General features: G+C 36.3%; 12 protein-coding genes and 3 pseudogenes. 11 read left to right on the forward strand and 4 right to left on the reverse strand.

Going from position 1 to position 17,190, the window contains the following annotated elements:
* Window positions 1–108 precede the first annotated feature (108 nt).
* The 5 genes and pseudogenes from MKY69_RS04610 to MKY69_RS04630 all read left to right on the forward strand — a co-directional run.
* Window positions 109–483 carry a hypothetical protein gene (locus MKY69_RS04610; RefSeq protein WP_004234218.1) on the forward strand — a complete coding sequence of 125 codons (375 nt, stop codon included), beginning with the start codon at window positions 109–111 and terminating at the stop codon, window positions 481–483.
* Between the two features lie 10 nt (window positions 484–493).
* The gene (locus tag MKY69_RS04615; RefSeq protein WP_340791071.1) at window positions 494–3,571 is read left to right on the forward strand and encodes a type I restriction endonuclease subunit R; all 3,078 of its coding nucleotides are present in this window, start codon (window positions 494–496) and stop codon (window positions 3,569–3,571) included.
* Window positions 3,571–5,166 (forward strand): type I restriction-modification system subunit M, encoded by a 1,596-nt coding sequence (locus tag MKY69_RS04620; RefSeq protein ID WP_340791072.1) that lies wholly within the window; start codon window positions 3,571–3,573, stop codon window positions 5,164–5,166. Before MKY69_RS04615 ends, MKY69_RS04620 begins: the two co-directional genes overlap by 1 nt.
* Window positions 5,156–6,403, forward strand: a complete 1,248-nt coding sequence (locus MKY69_RS04625) for a restriction endonuclease subunit S (RefSeq protein ID WP_340791073.1) — start codon at window positions 5,156–5,158, stop codon at window positions 6,401–6,403. The genes MKY69_RS04620 and MKY69_RS04625 overlap by 11 nt, the downstream gene beginning before the upstream one ends.
* 106 nt (window positions 6,404–6,509) lie before the next feature.
* A pseudogene (locus tag MKY69_RS04630) lies at window positions 6,510–6,605 on the forward strand (IS6 family transposase); the annotation flags it as partial.
* A 56-nt stretch (window positions 6,606–6,661) separates the two neighbouring features.
* On the opposite strand, the pseudogene MKY69_RS04635 reads toward MKY69_RS04630, so the two are convergent.
* The 3 genes and pseudogenes from MKY69_RS04635 to MKY69_RS04645 all read right to left on the reverse strand — a co-directional run.
* A pseudogene (locus MKY69_RS04635) lies at window positions 6,662–6,877 on the reverse strand (cell division protein FtsK); the annotation flags it as partial.
* Window positions 6,877–7,197 (reverse strand): annotated as a pseudogene (locus MKY69_RS04640) (hypothetical protein). The pseudogenes MKY69_RS04640 and MKY69_RS04635, both read right to left, overlap by 1 nt.
* Before the next feature lie 149 nt (window positions 7,198–7,346).
* Entirely contained in the window at window positions 7,347–7,778 is a 432-nt protein-coding gene (locus MKY69_RS04645) for a hypothetical protein (RefSeq protein WP_340791075.1), read from the reverse strand.
* A 332-nt stretch (window positions 7,779–8,110) separates the two neighbouring features.
* Between MKY69_RS04645 and MKY69_RS04650 the strand changes: the two genes are divergently transcribed.
* The 6 genes from MKY69_RS04650 (at window position 8,111) to MKY69_RS04680 (ending at window position 15,116) form a co-directional block, all read left to right on the forward strand.
* Window positions 8,111–9,766, forward strand: a complete 1,656-nt coding sequence (locus MKY69_RS04650) for a hypothetical protein (RefSeq protein ID WP_340791076.1) — start codon at window positions 8,111–8,113, stop codon at window positions 9,764–9,766.
* A gap of 17 nt (window positions 9,767–9,783) precedes the next feature.
* Complete coding sequence (locus tag MKY69_RS04655; protein WP_340791077.1) at window positions 9,784–10,158, forward strand: hypothetical protein; 375 nt, start codon at window positions 9,784–9,786, stop codon at window positions 10,156–10,158.
* Window positions 10,159–10,167: 9 nt separating this feature from the next.
* Complete coding sequence (locus MKY69_RS04660; RefSeq protein WP_340791078.1) at window positions 10,168–11,835, forward strand: hypothetical protein; 1,668 nt, start codon at window positions 10,168–10,170, stop codon at window positions 11,833–11,835.
* Window positions 11,835–12,941, forward strand: a complete 1,107-nt coding sequence (locus MKY69_RS04665) for an AAA family ATPase (protein ID WP_340791079.1) — start codon at window positions 11,835–11,837, stop codon at window positions 12,939–12,941. Before MKY69_RS04660 ends, MKY69_RS04665 begins: the two co-directional genes overlap by 1 nt.
* Before the next feature lie 239 nt (window positions 12,942–13,180).
* A protein-coding gene (locus MKY69_RS04675) for an IS3 family transposase (protein WP_096368445.1) occupies window positions 13,181–14,328 on the forward strand; the annotation gives its coding sequence in 2 pieces (ribosomal slippage) (window positions 13,181–13,433 and window positions 13,433–14,328; 1,149 coding nt in all).
* A gap of 233 nt (window positions 14,329–14,561) precedes the next feature.
* Complete coding sequence (locus MKY69_RS04680) at window positions 14,562–15,116, forward strand: recombinase family protein (RefSeq protein WP_011915215.1); 555 nt, start codon at window positions 14,562–14,564, stop codon at window positions 15,114–15,116.
* A 278-nt stretch (window positions 15,117–15,394) separates the two neighbouring features.
* Here MKY69_RS04680 and dld read toward each other — a convergent pair whose 3' ends face one another.
* On the reverse strand, window positions 15,395–17,074 hold the full coding sequence (dld, locus tag MKY69_RS04685) for a D-lactate dehydrogenase (RefSeq protein WP_002384805.1): 1,680 nt from the start codon (window positions 17,072–17,074) through the stop codon (window positions 15,395–15,397).
* Window positions 17,075–17,190: the final 116 nt, after the last annotated feature.

The following is a 17,190-nucleotide window of genomic DNA, read 5'->3' on the forward strand; positions in this document are numbered from 1 at the left end:
TAAATAAACAAAAACTTTTGTAAGTGTGCTATTATAAGTCATATAGGTCGTGCGCTTTCTAATTCTTAGTGGTTTAAGATTAGGATAGCAGGACTTATATATTTTTCAATGAAATCAACTAGCAATTCGGGTATACTAGATATAATTGAGTATCAAAAAGAGCAGATAAAAGATTTACAAAACACTAAAGATGAACAATTTAAACAATTAAGTAATATGCAAAATCTTTTAGACCAACAACAACGTCAAGCCTTACAGGATAAAAAATTACTAGAAGAGTATAAATCAGAAATCAATGAATTGAAAGCTCTTAAAATGCCTCAGGAGGATATGAAAGATGGCTCGTCGATAAGGGGTGAGGCGCAGGAAGAAATTGAACGACTGAAAGCTCAATTGAAGTTATCAGAAGAAGAACGAAACAAGGCAAAAGAAAAAGAGCCGGTAAAAACAGAATCTAAAAAATGGTGGCAACTATGGAAATGAGGGGGATCAAATGAGTCATTCGGAACAAATGATTGAAAACCAGTTCATACAAATCTTAAGTGAGAAAGAAAATCAGTGGACTTATCGTCCGGACTTGAAGTCGGAAGAAGCACTTTGGCAAAACTTTAGAAGCCATTTAAACCGAATAAATTTAGCAGTATTGGAAGAACAACTATTAACGGACAAAGAATTTAAGCAAGTCAAAGTCGAGTTTTCACGTTTGACCGGAACGCCTTTTTTAGCTTCTCAATGGCTTAGAGGAGAAAACGGGGTGGCTCAAGTTTTATTAGAGCGAGAAGATGGGAAAAAAGTGACTTTAGAAGCCTTTAGAAATAAGGATATCTCAGGAGGAACTTCTTCTTATGAGGTAGTTCACCAAGTGGTCCCAGATTCCTCTAGAGTAGATCGTGGAGATGTGAGTTTGCTGATTAATGGGCTCCCAATCATTCATATTGAGCTCAAAAAAGAGTCCGCTAAAGACGGTTTCATGCAAGCTTATTATCAAATTCAGCGTTATGCAGAAGATGGATTTTTTAAAGGGATTTACGCAACTACTCAAATCATGGTAATCTCCAATAAAGTTGATACCCGATACTTTGCAAGACCTAGTGAAGATACCGCTGAAGCCTATGCTCGGATGAAGAAGTTTTTATTTAATTGGCGGACTGAAGACAATCAAACGGTTTCCGATTTGTTTGATTTTACTCGTACAGTTTTGCGGATACCCGATGCCCATGAATTGATTAGCCAATATACCATTCTCGTCGATGATCAAAAAAATCAAAAATTCCTCATGGTTTTAAGGCCTTACCAAATTCATGCTATTCGTAAGATTCGTCAAAAAGCGGCACAGCATGAAGGAGGATTTATTTGGCATGCGACAGGTTCAGGAAAGACCATTACCAGTTTTGTCGCAACGAAATTATTAGCACAAAATGCGATCGGTGTCGATCGTACGGTCATGGTTGTTGATAGAACAGACTTAGATGCTCAAACGCAGGATGAGTTTACTAAGTTTGCCTCGGAATACCATACCGGACAAACGACCGGAAATTCGGTAGCCAATACTTTGATTGTTGGGATCAAAAATCAAAAACAGTTGGCTCGAAACCTCCTATCATCAAAAAATAATAATACGATTTTAGTGACCACGATTCAAAAACTCTCTGCGGCTATGCGAAGCGCCCAACAAGAGAGTGAAGAAAAAGGCTCGAATCAATTTGAGAAGCTACGGCAAGAACATCTTGTTTTTATTGTTGATGAGGCTCATCGTGCGGTTAGTGATGAGGAAATGAAGCGGATTAAGAAAATATTACCCAATTCAACCTGGTTTGGATTAACGGGGACGCCTATTTTTGAAGAAAATAAAAAGCAAGAAAATGGAACCTTTGCCAGAACGACGAGCCAGCAATACGGGCCACTCCTTCACTCCTATACAACCAAAAATGCCATGGATGATGGGGCTGTGTTAGGCTTTCAAGTCGAGTATCATTCACTGATTTCAGAAGAGGATCAAGAGGTGATCGTCACCCAACTCAATAAAGGAAAGTTGCCAGACGATGTCCTCCAACAAGAAAAATTATTGCCTACGGAACTTTATGAAACAGATGAACATATTCGTACCATGTTACAAAAAATCTTTAATCGGAGAAGTGTGGTCAAAAAGTTCAAGGTAAAGAATGGTTTTCCTACGATGTCAGCCATTCTTACCACTCACTCGATTGCCCAAGCCAAACATATTTACCGGATTTTAAAGGAAATGAAAGATAATGGGACACTCTTGAATGGGCGACAATTTGATGAACGTCATCAACTGATTGATAAAGATTTCCCAAGAGTAGCTATTACCTTCTCAACCAATCCGGATCAATTAGAAAAAAATGAACAAGACGATGAATTAGTAGAGATCATGAAAGAGTATGCGAAACAGTTTGATGCCTCTCCTTATCAAGATGAGAAACTCTACAATCAAAATATTAATAAACGGTTGGCCCGTAAGGAAAAGCAATATCAATCGGATGGTCAGTGGCTAGATTTTGTTATTGTTGTCGATCGTTTATTGACAGGCTTTGATTCTCCAACGATTCAAACCTTATATATTGATCGAGAAATGAACTATCAAAAGCTCCTTCAAGCGTTCTCAAGAACCAACCGTATTTATACAGGAAAAGATTCTGGGTTGATTGTCTCTTTTAGAAAGCCCTTCACCATGAAAGAAAATGTGCAAAACACGTTTCGTCTATTCTCAAATGAAAAGCAAAACTTTGATCAACTGATTCCAAAAGAATATGAAGAAGTCAAAAAAGAATTTATCGAATGTTCAACACTTTATAAACAAAGCGAAGCTGACCTATGGGATAATCCCAATGATCTTAAAACGATGATTGCGCAAGTAAGTGCTTATCAAAAGCTAGAAAAGAGTTATAAAGCGCTCCGAAGCTATGATCAATACGAAGAGGACTTTGAAGCATTTTCAGAAGTAGTGGAGCAGTTGCCACAATATCAAGGAAAAACAGAAAATATTAAAACAAAGATTAAAGAAATGATTGAGGATGAGGGGCATCCTGAGGAGGACTTCGAGAAGCTTTTACAAGAGATTGCTTTTTCTTCGCAGCTCAATGCGACACATAAAGATGTCGTGGATAGTTTTTATATTAATCAACTTTTGAAAGCTATTCAACTAAACGAAGCAGGAGCCGTTGAAAAATTTGAAAAAGAAATCCAACAAAAGGATCCTCAAATCCAACAGATGTATCACACCTTGAAAGATCAACTCGTCAATACTTCTGAAGAGATTGATGTGGCTCAATTAAAAGAGACATCGATTCAAAATGAAATTCAAAGACAACTTCAGAAAGAAGCTGAAGAATTTGGATTATCTTTCGACTTTTTACAGTCTGCAATGAATGAATATCAAGGCGATAAGAAAACGATCCCTTATTTAACCCATTTACTGGATTCGATGACTCTTAGTAAAGAAGAGTTCGAAGCCAAAACGGGTGAAAAATACAGAAGAAGAACAAAAGTTTTAGAAGAACGACTACAACAAAACTTTGAACAACTTCAAAAATGGAAAGAAGAATTATAATGGCGACAGGTTTAAATCAACAACTATGGGCTTCTGCGGATATCTTACGTGGGAAGATGGATGCAAGTGAGTACAAAAACTACTTACTGGGATTAATTTTCTATAAATACTTGTCTGATGCGCAGCTTAGAGAAGTTTATGAACAAGAAAATGGAAAAACAGATACCTTCCCAGAACGTTCCACTCAGTATGCAGGCTTCATGGAGTGGTACGAAGAAGACAAAGACGATTTAATCGAAAATATCCAACCCAAACAAGGTTACTTTATCCAACCCGATCAATTGTTTTATCACTACCGCATCAAAGCTGATAACTATGAATTTAACTTGACCGACTTACAAGCAGGTTTTAATGAGTTGGAACGTCAAGGAGAAGAATTTAGTGGATTGTTTGCGGATATTGATTTAAACTCCACAAAATTAGGCTCAAATGCACAACAACGTAATGTGACGATTACTGAGGTTTTACGTGCCTTAGATGAGATTGACTTATTTGAACACAATGGCGATGTGATTGGGGACGCTTATGAGTATTTAATCGGGATGTTTGCGGCAGGTGCAGGTAAAAAAGCAGGAGAGTTTTATACCCCTCAAGCTGTTTCACGCATCATGTCAGAAATTACGTCGATCGGACAAGAATCTCGAGCGCCTTTTCATATTTACGATCCTGCGATGGGTTCGGGTTCTTTGATGCTTAATATCCGTCGCTATCTCATCAATCCAAATCAAGTGCACTATCATGGCCAAGAGTTAAATACGACGACCTTTAACTTAGCACGTATGAACTTAATCCTTCATGGAGTAGATAAAGAACGCATGAACCTGAATAACGGGGACACTTTAGACGCTGATTGGCCCTCAGAAGAGCCTTATCAGTTTGATTCTGTGGTCATGAACCCTCCTTACTCTGCGAAATGGTCAGCGGCAGATAAGTTTCTCTCTGACCCTCGTTTTGAGCGTTTTGGAAAATTAGCGCCTAAATCTAAAGCGGACTTTGCCTTTCTCCTTCACGGTTTTTACCATTTGAAAGAATCGGGAACAATGGGGATTGTCCTGCCTCATGGCGTTCTCTTTAGAGGAGCCGCAGAAGGAACCATTCGTCAGGCCCTTTTAGAAATGGGAGCCATTGATGCGGTTATTGGCTTGCCGGCCAATATCTTTTTTGGAACGAGTATTCCGACAACGGTTATTATTTTGAAGAAAAACCGCTCTCGTCGTGATGTCTTATTTATTGATGCTTCTCAAGACTTTGAAAAACAAAAAAATCAAAATGTCCTGTTGGATGAACATATTGATAAAATTGTTTCTATCTACAAAAAGCGAGAAGATATTGAAAGATATGCTCATGTTGCAAGTTTTGATGAAATCCAAGAAAATGACTTTAACTTAAATATCCCTCGTTATGTCGATACCTTTGAGGAAGAAGAACCGGTTGATTTGGTTGCAGTGAATACCAATCTCCTTAAGATCAATGAAGAATTAGTTCAACAAGATCAAACGCTCTTATCTTTGATTAACGATTTTTCAGAAAGTGAAGAGAATCAAGCCTTGATTGATTCGATGTGTCTTCTTTTGAGAGGCGGTCATGATGAGTAAAAAAAGTCCACAATTAAGGTTTGAAGGTTTTACGGATGATTGGGAAGAGCGTAAGTTAAAAGATGTATCGACATATATCCGTGGATCATTTCCACAGCCTTATACGAATCCAGATTTTTATGATGAAACAAATGGCAAACCATTTGTTCAAGTAGCAGATATTGGATATGATTTGAAATTAAAACCAGATACAAAATCACATATTAGTAAATTAGCTGAGAGTAAAAGTAGATTCGTTGAAGCAGGTAAAGTAGTAGTAGCATTACAAGGAAGTATCGAAACAAGCATAGGCAGAACAGCTATTACTCAATATGACGCATTTTTTGATCGAACTATTTTGATATTTCAAGAGTATAAAGTCCCAATAGACAAACAGTATTTTTCACAGATAATAAAAAAATTATTCGAACGTGAAAAAGAACGTGCGTGGGGTGCAACAATTAGTACAATCACAAAGGAACATTTAAATGATTTTATAGTTGGTGTTCCATCGATAGAAGAACAACAAAAGATTGGTTCATTTTTCAAACAACTAGATGACACTATCGCTCTTCATCAGCGTAAGTTAGATATGTTGAAAGAGCAGAAAAAAGGCTACTTACAAAAAATGTTCCCTAAAAATGGTGCCAAAGTTCCTGAATTGCGATTTGCGGGGTTTGCTGACGATTGGGAAGAGCGTAAGCTAGGGGAAATAGCTCCTTTACGTGGAGGTTTTGCATTCAAAAGTTCTAATTTCAGGAACAGCGGAGTGCCGATTGTTAGGATTTCCAATATTCTTTCTAGCGGTGAGGTAGGTGGAGATTTTGCATATTATGATGAGCAGAATAATGATGACAAATATATTCTTCCGGATAAATCCGCAGTCCTAGCCATGTCAGGCGCAACAACAGGAAAGGTGTCTATACTGTCTCAAACTGATGATGAAAAGGTTTATCAAAATCAACGAGTTGGTTATTTTCAGTCCGTAGACTATATCGACTATGGGTTTATCTCCACAATCGTCCGTTCAGAATTGTTTATGATGCAACTTGAATCTGTTCTAGTGGCAGGCGCTCAACCAAATGTTTCTTCAAAAGAAATTGATTCGTTTGAATTTATGATTCCTAAATTAATTCAGGAACAACAAAAAATCGGTTCATTCTTTAAACAATTAGATGACACTATCGCTCTTCATCAACGTAAGTTGGATTTGTTGAAAGAACAGAAAAAAGGCTTTTTACAAAAGATGTTTGTTTAGGGTCTATAATTATATAATAGCCCCTTAGAAATACAATAAAAACAGCTCTTATTATCTAACACTTAGATAATAGGGGCTGTTTTCTTATTTTTTATCAATATAACCCCTCCAAGGAATATATAAAAAGAACCGAAGAAATGGAACGCTCTTCGGCTTTTCGGTGTCTACTGAAATCAAGGTATTAATGGGAATACCAGCCTAAGATATTTGGAGTTCACAGAGGGCGCGTTTGATTTTCAAACTTCGCAACAGAACCTAACGAGGATATAAAGCAGCGTTAGCAATCAGAAAAGTTTTCTGATAGAGTTCATTATCAATAATATATCCCGAAGGTAAGCGGGGAATGAATAAGAATCCATTTTCCCCAACCTTACAATCGAAACTTTGCGTGTAACTTGTTTCTCCTTGAAACTGTGAACCGAGCGCCATATTCAGACTCTGTAACAAGTACTGTTCGAGTTGTTTATTTGTCATTATTTCACCTCCTTAATATCATTGGCACGAAAGTAGATATTATAGCTGACTTCACAGGCTTGAATATCGTCAAAAGTAATAACCTACAAATAAGGAGGGAGCTTAATTTGATTTTCAAATTTGACTTCAAATGGTGGCAAATCAGACTGAGTAAACCAAGCTTTGTAACCTAAAATTTCATCAGTTGGTTTTTTATTTACAAATTTGATTTGTGGTTCAAGCTCAATACTCAAAGAGTGAATTGGTTTTGAGCCATCTAAAATATTATTTGCCAGTTCAGGAGTATAGCCTCCTGTGCGCTTTTGGTATTTTGCTTTCATGAAGTAAATCCTTTCATATGAATTTTTTACTGGGAAATCGCTCAATTTTAAGTCGAGAGCTAGATTAAGTTAGATTAGATTCATATTATTACCCCCTTTATTACTCAGGAGAAAAAAACTAGGATTTTCGGAATCCTAGTTGAGTAAAATTATTTAAGAAGTGATTTAAGGAGTTCTAAATCCTTTTGAAAGTGTGATTTGACGATCTTATCACTCATATTAACCTCTTTTGAGAGCTTGCTAAAAGGCTTATTATCCAACAAACGACCTAAAAGGATGTGTTGTTCTACTTCATCAAAAGTTTGAATGGCAGTAAATGGATTGACTTGTTCCTTTTTTAGTTCGCTTTGAATCAAGGATTCTAATGGATTAAGACTAGAATCGGAAATTTCGTCCCCTAATTCAATTTGTAGGTTATCGGCTGTCCCAATATTCCAATGAAGACTCAAAAGTCCATACGCTCGGTCTTTACGTTCTGCGTTTGCGAGCGGCTGGTCAAGCAGGTGGAGCACCTCATCCCAATCGTCACGTTTTGCGCCTTTCTCAATTAATTCATCACGTTTGTCTTCTACCTTGCTCATAATTGTTTCCTTTCGTCTTAGAACGGAAAGAAACAAGCTCAAGGTTTGACAAAAAAGCACATCAAAACAACGGAGAATCAGAATAGTGAGCAAACGACTAATGTCAGTTCACTATTTGTTTCAGTCCGTCCGTTTGATGCGCATCATATTTGTATTTGGACTATTTTTTATTTACAAGTTACCTTGCATAATCTTATTCTACTAAAGATAAAAAGGCTTTCCCATTACTTATCAAGTCAATTGTTTAATATTTTTATTTATTTTTTGTTTCTTTCTTGGGAGGGTTTTCGTGGTACAATGAAAGTAACAAATATTTGACAAGGAGCTTTATTATGGCTAACGAAAATGTGCTACAGAACGAAGCTATAAAAGACTTTGACTTTGAGGCAATGGAGGATTTGATTTCTCAACAATTAGAAGATCAAATTGCTGATTTGGAAGTGATAAAGGAACAACGTGATAAAATCGGCACGCCAGAAAGTTTGGTGAATGCGGTTATTGATGCTGCTGTGGAAGGATTTAATAATAATATTGCACAACAGTTTGGCGAAGATTTCATTCGTGACAATGGTGGTTTGAACCTTGATTTAAGCAGGGATGCACACTTCCAAACCGTGGACAATTTTGCTGATGGAAAATTTGCAGAGCACAATCCACATGCTGGGGAATATCAGCAAAAGCATGAAGCCATGCAAAGCAACTTTGAAAAAGATGCTCAAGGGAATATCAGATATCATACAGACCGCTCTGGGAAAACTAAAGAAAATCTTGTTAAAGGGGCTCGTACACCCTATGATAAAAATAGACCAAGTGGGTCAAAAGAGCGTGGGACAGATATGGATCATACTTTGTCAGCAGGAGAGCTGATGAGGGATCCAGCTGCTAATTTGTATATGTCGGAAGATGCAAGAATTGCTTTTGCAAACAGTCCGCAAAACCTCAATGAAATAAACAGTGCTTGGAATCGATCTAAAGGGGATTTGTCAATGGAAGATTGGCTGAACCATCCCAATGCTAACGGGCAAACACCAAAAGAGATTTGGGGAATTACTGATGATCAAGAAAAGGCACTAAGAAAGAAAGATAACGAAACTAGACAAGCCAAACAAAATGCGGAACAACCAGGAAAAGACGAGATAGAAGAACAGGGCAAAGCTTCCCGTCGTGATGAAGGCGTGAGGATACTAAAAGGTGCAGGAAAAGCAGTTCTGATGTCCTTGTTGGCAGGCTTTGTCAAGGAAGTTCTAAAAGAAATGATTATTTGGATCAAAGAAAAAGGGCGGAAACTGAATACTCTGATGGATCATTTCAAATCTGCTTTGTCAAACTTTATTAGAAACCTAAAAGAGAATCTTTTCCAATCTACGAGAACGGCTGTGACGACCGTTGTAACCGCAATCTTTGGGGAGGTCGTAACAGTTATTAATAAAGCTATTACCTTCCTCAAACAAAGCTGGAAAACCGTGAAAGATGTCATGACTTATATGAAAAGTCCTAATCACAAGCGAGAGTCCCCAGTTGAGATGATGTCAGGAATTTCAAAAATTGTAGTTACGGGGCTTGCGACAGTTGGTACCATCGCTTTGAGTGAAGTGGTTGGTAAAGGATTAGTTGCTGTTTTTCCGGCGTTAGCTGCTGGTGGGATTGCAGATATGATTGGGCTATTGATCAGTGGGATAATGATGGCGATTATTAGCACGCTTATCATGAGGCAGATCGATAAGTTCATTGATAATAAACTGAAAGAAGAGTCATCTAAAGCAATAATCGCTAAGCAAAATGAGATCTTAAATCTACAAAAACAACAGATTGCTGTTGTGACGCAAGTAGAGGAAATTCGAAAAAAACAAATTATAAACAATATTGATATCCGTCATAAAGAAGCTAATAGGATAACACAAGACGTATTGGACAAGATTTTTGCCCCAGTCCCCGAAAGTAAAGACAGCTTTGAAGCGTTACAAGCAGATTTAGAGTCATTGCTGTGAGTGAGAAAGGATTTATTATGAATAAAGTTGAAATGATTATTGCGGGTGCTGCACTTGCAGCAGTTTCAAGTTATATTGTTGTAAAAATCAGGAAGAATTCAAAGATAGAAAAGAAAATTGAGTCAGAAGTTGCTGAAGCGTCCAAGACTGAAGAGAATAAACAGGAAAAACTTCGTGAACAAGAAAATATCCTAAAACAAGTACAGGAACAAGCAAAATCATCAGATCAAACAAAAAGTGAAGAAATGCAATCTCGTCATCTTGAAGCTGATGAGCTGATGAAAACATCTTTGGATAAAATTTTTAATGGAGACGATTCGGTATCTGTTCAACCTGAAAATGAACAAAGTTTTGACGAGATGTCAGATGATTTAGCAGACTTATTGAAATAAGGGGATATTATGAATAATGATAAATTAAATAAGCTTAGAAATTATCTTATAGTAGAATATCCAAAAGATTCTTGGTTTAGGGCATCGGAGCTAAATTTAGCAGAGATAAATGCTTATTCCGGAACCCAAGGTTGGAGGGAAGTTGTTTACCTTATTGATGTTCTTGTGGGGGAAAATTTTTTGATTAAGGATTATCGGTTTGGAAAGTTTTTATATCAAATTAATCCTTCTAAGATAACAGAAAAAGAGAATAAAATTGTAGAGAAATCAAAGAATAATAACAAAACAGATGCGCCTGATATTAAGAAAAAGAAGAATGCAACTCAAGTTTTTCGAAATCAAAAATCTGCCAGTAATGAGATAGTCGCTCATGATTTTGAGAAAAAGAAACAGCAACTTCAGAAGTTTGCAAAAACTTTGCCAAAAACTTCAAGCTTGTCAAGTATTAGAGGCGGGAACCATTGGTATGGTGCATCTGTGAAAGCGACAGGTGACGATTTAAATAATCTTAGTGAAAGAATTGCTGATTCTTTGATTGAGCAAAATAAAAACATAGTTGGTATTAGAAAAGAATTTATTAGCATTTACGATACCTTTGAAGCGCTAGATAAAGATTATATTCAACGTATCTTGGTGAATCTTAAAGCAGCAGAAGAAGCGAATACAAAAGCAGTTAAAGGTCTTGAACAGAATAAAAAGCTCTTTAATTCTCAAAAAACAATTATTGAAGTTCTGAAAAAACACAAAGATGAACTTGATAAACTAAAACATCTCAAAGAAATTGATGAATTTTACAATGCTTATACTAATTTTGAAGCTTACCAAGAAAAAAATATTGAAGAACTTCGCGCTAGTCAAGAGAATATAGATGCAAAATTTTTAGCACATCAAAAAATATATAATCAATTTTCTGATAAACAAAGTGTGGAAGTAGCGCAGTTACAAAATAGTCAAAAAAATTTTTCTAATGAATTAGATGGCTTATCTGATACAATCAGAAATTTTGATGAATCCATGTCAAAAGAGATGAGTGCTCAAAAAACGCGAATTGATGAAGTTTTTTCGCGAGTGGCTCAAGACTTAAAAGATATTCAGAGTGAAACAGAATCTAAAGTTGAAACGCTCAGCTCTGATATTAATAAGATAGTTCTAAATCAGAAAAAAGGTTTTGATGACAAATTGGAGAACCTAGATGATACAGTTAAAAAACTGGAAGAATCCAACTTAGAAATGATAGACGAGCTGAAAAGCACAAGAGATGAAACTTTTGCAAAAATTGCTAAAAAGATTGAAGAAAATCAAAATGAAAGTCTAGCTCAAGTCAAAAGTACCCACTCAGAAATGGAAGAACAATTGAATGATCAGAAAAAAGGTTTTGATGACAAATTGGAGAACCTAGATGATACAGTTAAAAAACTGGAAGAATCCAACTTAGAAAAGATAGATGAGCTGAAAAATACAAGTGATGAAGCTTTTGCAAAAATTGCTAAAAAGATTGAAGGAAATCAAAATGAAAGTCTAGCTCAAGTCAAAAGTATCCACTCAGAAATGGAAAATCAATTGAATGAAACGAAGAAATATTTCCAAAAACAACTGAAAACAACAAGAGTTCTCGCAATAATCTCATTTATTGCATTTATCGTTTTACTCATATTAATACTTAGTGGGGTGATTTAATGATTTCAGAGAGCTACAAAATTAAGCTAGAAAAGGAAGCAAAAAAACTCGACAGTATCTATGGTACGGGAAATGAGTTTGAAAAGCTTGTAGCAGAAATTACCACAGAGATAGTGGAAGAAGCGAGTCTTTTATTTCTCAAAAAAATAGGTGAAGAACAAAAGAAAATAAATTCTCCAAAAACTGAAAAACTTCCAAATGAAGCGAGAGAACTTTTATTTATCTTTTTAGGGTCAAGACAAATTGAGAACATGATTGATGTTTTAAAGGAAGAAGCGAATTTTCCTTTGCCGGAACTCTTACATAATTTAGATGCCTTAGTTGGTTTGGAAAACGTTAAACATCAAGTGACGGATTTAATTTCATACAATCAAATTCAACAATTACGAACAAAAAAAGGTTTAGCAAAATCCAATAGAACCTTGCACATGGCATTTCTAGGAAATCCGGGTACTGGTAAAACTACAGTGGCTCGAATCGTTGGGCATATGTATAAAGCAATTGGTTTATTGAGTAAGGGACATTTCATAGAAGCGAGTCGTACGGACTTGATTGCAGAGTATCAGGGACAGACAGCAATCAAAGTTAAGCGACTTATCAATCGTGCAAAAGGTGGAGTTTTGTTTATAGACGAAGCTTATAGTATCACAGAAAATAATCATGCAGACAGCTATGGTAAAGAAAGCTTGACAGAACTTACGAAAGCACTTGAGGATTATAGAGATGACTTGGTCGTGATTGTGGCAGGCTATACAGATCTCATGGAGCAATTTTTTGAGTCAAATCCTGGCTTGAAATCAAGGTTTAATAGCTTTGTTTTTTTTGAAGATTATTCAATTGATGAATTAGTGGAGATTTTTAAGAATATTTGTGAGGAAAGTGATTATTCTGTTGATGAAGCGATAATTGAAAAAGTTAGACTGTGGCTTCAAAACAAGCTAGATGCAAAAAATGGAAACTTTGCTAACGGTCGAGTGGTGCGTAATTTGTTTGATGATATTACGATGAACCAAGCTAAAAGACTTGTACGAGACGCTCATGAAGAATTAGATAAGAATTTATTGGAAAAATTATTGCCAGAGGATGTACCAGAGTTAAAGGGATAATCTAGAACAAAAGGGTTCTGTTGCAAAGTTTTAAATAAAGAATAAAATCCCTTACGGTATCTATAATTTAAGCTGGGATACCCAATAATACCTTGATTTCAGTACAGACCGAAAACCCGAAGAGAGTGCCTTCTTTTCAGGTGGACTAATGTCAAATATTTAGACACAAAGATAAAAAAAAATGGAAAGGTTATAATAAACTAGACACAAAGTTAAGAGAAATCGTGGAAAGGTTTATTATGGCAAGAAGAAAATTCGATAAACAATTTAAAAATTCTGCAGTAAAACTCATTCTTGAAGAGGGTTACTCTGTTAAAGAAGTCAGCCAAGAGCTTGAGGTTCATGCCAATAGTCTTTATCGCTGGGTTCAAGAAGTTGAAGAATATGGAGAAAGTGCTTTTCCAGGCAATGGGACAGCCCTGGCTGATGCCCAACATAAGATTAAATTGTTAGAGAAAGAAAATCGTTATCTTCAGGAGGAACTTGAACTTCTAAAAAAGTTCCGGGTCTTCTTGAAGCGAAGCAAGTAAAACGTTTTGAATTTCTCTTGAAACATCATGGGAAGATAAAAATTAAGCATGCAGTAAAAGTTCTTAAGGTTTCTCGCTCAGGTTTCTATGAATACATGCATCGTCGTCCTTCAAAACAACAAGTGGAGAGAGAAATTCTCTCAGAGAAGATAAAAGCTGTCTTTCATGAGCATAAGGGACGCTATGGTGCGGTTAGAATTACCAAGGTACTTCATAATACTGGTATTATGACCAACACGAAACGTGTTGGGAAACTGATGCACTTGATGGGACTTTATGCCAAGGGAAGCCGTTATAAATATAAACATTACAACAGAAAAGGAGCTTCGCTTTCAAGACCCAATTTAATTAATCAGATCTTTAAAGCAACAGCTCCTAATAAAGTATGGCTGGGAGACATGACCTATATCCCTACCAAAGAAGGCACCTTATACTTAGCCGTGAATATCGACGTTTTTTCACGTAAGATTGTAGGCTGGTCAATGTCTTCACGGATGCAAGATAAACTGGTGAGGGATTGCTTATTACAAGCTTGTGGGAAAGAACATCCTCAGCCTGGCTTGATTGTCCATACTGATCAAGGGAGTCAATATACAAGCTCTCGTTATCAATCTACTCTTCGTCAAGTCGGTGCTCAATCTAGCATGAGTCGTAAAGGAAATCCCTATGACAATGCAATGATGGAGTCTTTTTATAAGACGCTAAAGAGGGAGCTTATTAATGATGCTCATTTTGAGACAAGAGCTGAGGCTACTCAAGAAATATTTAAATACATTGAGACCTATTACAATACAAAAAGGATGCATTCAGGTCTTGATTACAAGTCTCCAAAAGACTTTGAAAAATATAATTCTTAAATTCTCTTAACTCCGTGTCTAGTTTTTCGTTGACTTTCCAAAAAACGGAAATGGCTGTTTTTCTTTTTTATCTCGTGTCCATAAAATGGTCATTTTCTGGACACTCTTCTTTTGTTATAAAAACTCTCAAAATCATTTACATTTATTGTTCATTAACCCGTAATTTATTCTATGTTCATTTATATATATATTTTTAAGTTATGATACAATAAATTAGAACAAAGGAGAATAAAATGAATATCGGATATGCACGAGTTTCAACTGGACTTCAAAATTTGGATTTACAAAAAGATAGTCTTAAAAAATATGATTGTGAGAAAATATTTACTGACCATATGTCAGGAAGTAAAAAAGAGCGACCTGGTTTAAAATCTGCCATCGAATTTTCTCGTTCTGGAGATACAATTGTTGTTTGGCGGTTAGATCGATTAGGAAGAAATATGGAGGACTTAATTAGCATAGTTAATTCACTTAATGATAAAGGAGTAAGCTTCCATAGCTTGCAAGAAAATATCACAATGGATAAATCAAGTTCGACTGGACAATTGATGTTTCATTTGTTTGCGGCTTTTGCGGAATTTGAGCGAAATCTTATTTTGGAGCGTTCTGCCGCTGGTAGAGAAGCTGCACGTGCAAGAGGACGACTTGGAGGAAGACCTGAGAAATTTTCGGAGCAAGACGTAAAGCTTCTTAAAACCTTGGTAGAAAGTGGTACGCCGATTAAGTCGATTGCGGATTCTTGGGGAGTGTCAAGAACAACGATTTATAGATATATTAATAAGTTTTAGAATAAACTAAAAAATCAGGTCACAACTATTAAGTTGTGACCTGATTTGCTCTGTTAATTATGGTTCTATGATATTTGGTGTTTAAGTATAAGAATAGTGTTGATGAATTTTATCTATCAACACCAAATATCATAGGCCCCAAAATTGTCCGAACAGCGTCGGATTAATTTTACAATCTACCTAAAAATAAAACATTCACATTACATAGTCCCTAATAAAAAAATAACCGATGAATCGACAAATGACGATAACGGTTATTTTTTAACAAACTTTTTATTTTAGTATTCGCCCCAATATTTAGACATTGTTTGTTTACCAACGCCAGGGTTGAAACTATTAGTTGGATCATTTTTCTTATAGTGCTTGATTAAGGCCGGTGCTGCCAAATATAGATGCCCAACATTGTGTTCGGCTGGATAAACAGCGTGACGCTCATCCAAAATTTTAAGCATTTCTTTTTTAAGTTCATGCGCATCGACGCCAGGTTTTAGAATATAATCCTGGTGCATAACGTGATCAAGTAAGTGACCATAATAAATTTTGTGTTCTATTTTGTCTTCAATCTCTTTAGGCAAATGCTCGAACCACTTATAATCATTACTTGCCAACGCGATATCTAGTGGCAAAATGTCAATACTATCCTGTTTTAATTCTTGATATCGAATCGCAACCCCAGCTGTTACATAGCGGTGAGTTTCCGCTTTACTGGTCTCATTGGCATCGGCTTCAAAGTAGTCGCCACTGGCTTTGTCAAAATAAGATTTGAGATACTCTCGCGCTTCTTCAATACCATTACCAGCCATTTTCAATTGTAGGTAATGGTCGTACTTTTCGTAATAATCATCTAACCGCTTTGGCATTTGATTAGGAAATAAATTACTTAATGTTTGAAGCAAACGATCTGGGAAATAAGGTTTGAAAAACGGAATGTGCTTCAAAAAGCGTTCGCCCCATGCTTTTAGCGCAAACATTTGGGGCAAATGACCCGTACCAATTTTTTCAATCACAATTAGTGAGTCTTTACCATATTTCTTGGCCAATTTATAAGCATTTTTATGCATATATTCACCAGAAACAGGCAATTCTTTGAATGTCGTCATAATATGGCGACGAATATCTTCCAACTCATCGGGATTATTCGTTCCAATGTAAAACATTTGTGTTTTTTTATCCATTGGGAATGTATCTAAGCGGACAGCCAATGCCGCAACGTGACCGGACGATCCAGATACTTCATACAATTCTTTAGGATTTGCATTGTATCGAATAGGCTTATCAGATTCAACGTCACGCACAACCTGTTCATGATGGAACATTGAACCATGATGTTCAGTAGCTGGTACTTGATTCAAATCAAAATTGCGGTTCTGCAAATTAGTAATAATCTCTTCGGGCGTTTTGCCCAAATCAATGCCTAAATGGTTAACTAAGTGCATTTCGTCATGTTCATCAATCCAAACATACAATGATAGCTCTGTATAAGCTGGACCTCTTCTGATCAAAGCACCACCAGAATTGTTGTTAATCCCACCAATGACCGATGCACCCAAATTAGATGAGCCAATGACTGAATGTGGTTCACGTTTAAGTGGTCGCAATTCATTTTCTAAGTGAAACAGTGTCGTACCGGGGAATGCTAGTACTTGTTCCCCATTATTGATTAACTGTAAATCTTTAATTTTCATGCCGTTCACAACAACTGCAGAACGGTCATAACCTGGGGCTGGTACGGATCCCTCAGTCAAACTAGTGTTGGCTGCTTGCATAATAATGATAATATTGTTATCATGCAAAACATTAAGCACACGCCACATTGCCATTAAAGTGGTTGGAAATACGACTGCAACTGCATCGCCCTTACCTGAGCGGTACCCTTTCCTAAAACGTAAAGATTTTGCTTTGTTAGTAATAACATTTTTTTTACCAACAACATTGACTAGTTCTTCGACTAAGTCCATATTAACTTCTCCCCTCTATAACGTTTGTAAAAAACGTTTTAATCATTACGCTTTCAATGATACGCTTTTTTTGGTTCTGTTGCAAAGTTTTAAATAAAGAATAAAATCCCTTACGG

The sequence above is a fragment of the Streptococcus sp. FSL R7-0212 genome (assembly GCF_038007985.1).
Taxonomy (GTDB): Bacteria; Bacillota; Bacilli; order Lactobacillales; family Streptococcaceae; genus Streptococcus; species Streptococcus parauberis.

Excerpts from the sequence above, each read along its gene's own strand:
- MKY69_RS04665 (WP_340791079.1), top strand. The coding sequence starts at position 11,835 with ATGATTTCAGAGAGCTACAAAATTAAGCTAGAAAAGGAAGCAAAAAAA.
- MKY69_RS04610 (WP_004234218.1), top strand. The coding sequence starts at position 109 with ATGAAATCAACTAGCAATTCGGGTATACTAGATATAATTGAGTATCAA.
- MKY69_RS04645 (WP_340791075.1), bottom strand. The coding sequence starts at position 7,778 with ATGAGCAAGGTAGAAGACAAACGTGATGAATTAATTGAGAAAGGCGCA.
- dld (WP_002384805.1), bottom strand. The coding sequence starts at position 17,074 with ATGGACTTAGTCGAAGAACTAGTCAATGTTGTTGGTAAAAAAAATGTT.
- MKY69_RS04680 (WP_011915215.1), top strand. The coding sequence starts at position 14,562 with ATGAATATCGGATATGCACGAGTTTCAACTGGACTTCAAAATTTGGAT.
- MKY69_RS04620 (WP_340791072.1), top strand. The coding sequence starts at position 3,571 with ATGGCGACAGGTTTAAATCAACAACTATGGGCTTCTGCGGATATCTTA.
- MKY69_RS04625 (WP_340791073.1), top strand. The coding sequence starts at position 5,156 with ATGATGAGTAAAAAAAGTCCACAATTAAGGTTTGAAGGTTTTACGGAT.
- MKY69_RS04655 (WP_340791077.1), top strand. The coding sequence starts at position 9,784 with ATGAATAAAGTTGAAATGATTATTGCGGGTGCTGCACTTGCAGCAGTT.
- MKY69_RS04660 (WP_340791078.1), top strand. The coding sequence starts at position 10,168 with ATGAATAATGATAAATTAAATAAGCTTAGAAATTATCTTATAGTAGAA.
- MKY69_RS04650 (WP_340791076.1), top strand. The coding sequence starts at position 8,111 with ATGGCTAACGAAAATGTGCTACAGAACGAAGCTATAAAAGACTTTGAC.
- MKY69_RS04615 (WP_340791071.1), top strand. The coding sequence starts at position 494 with ATGAGTCATTCGGAACAAATGATTGAAAACCAGTTCATACAAATCTTA.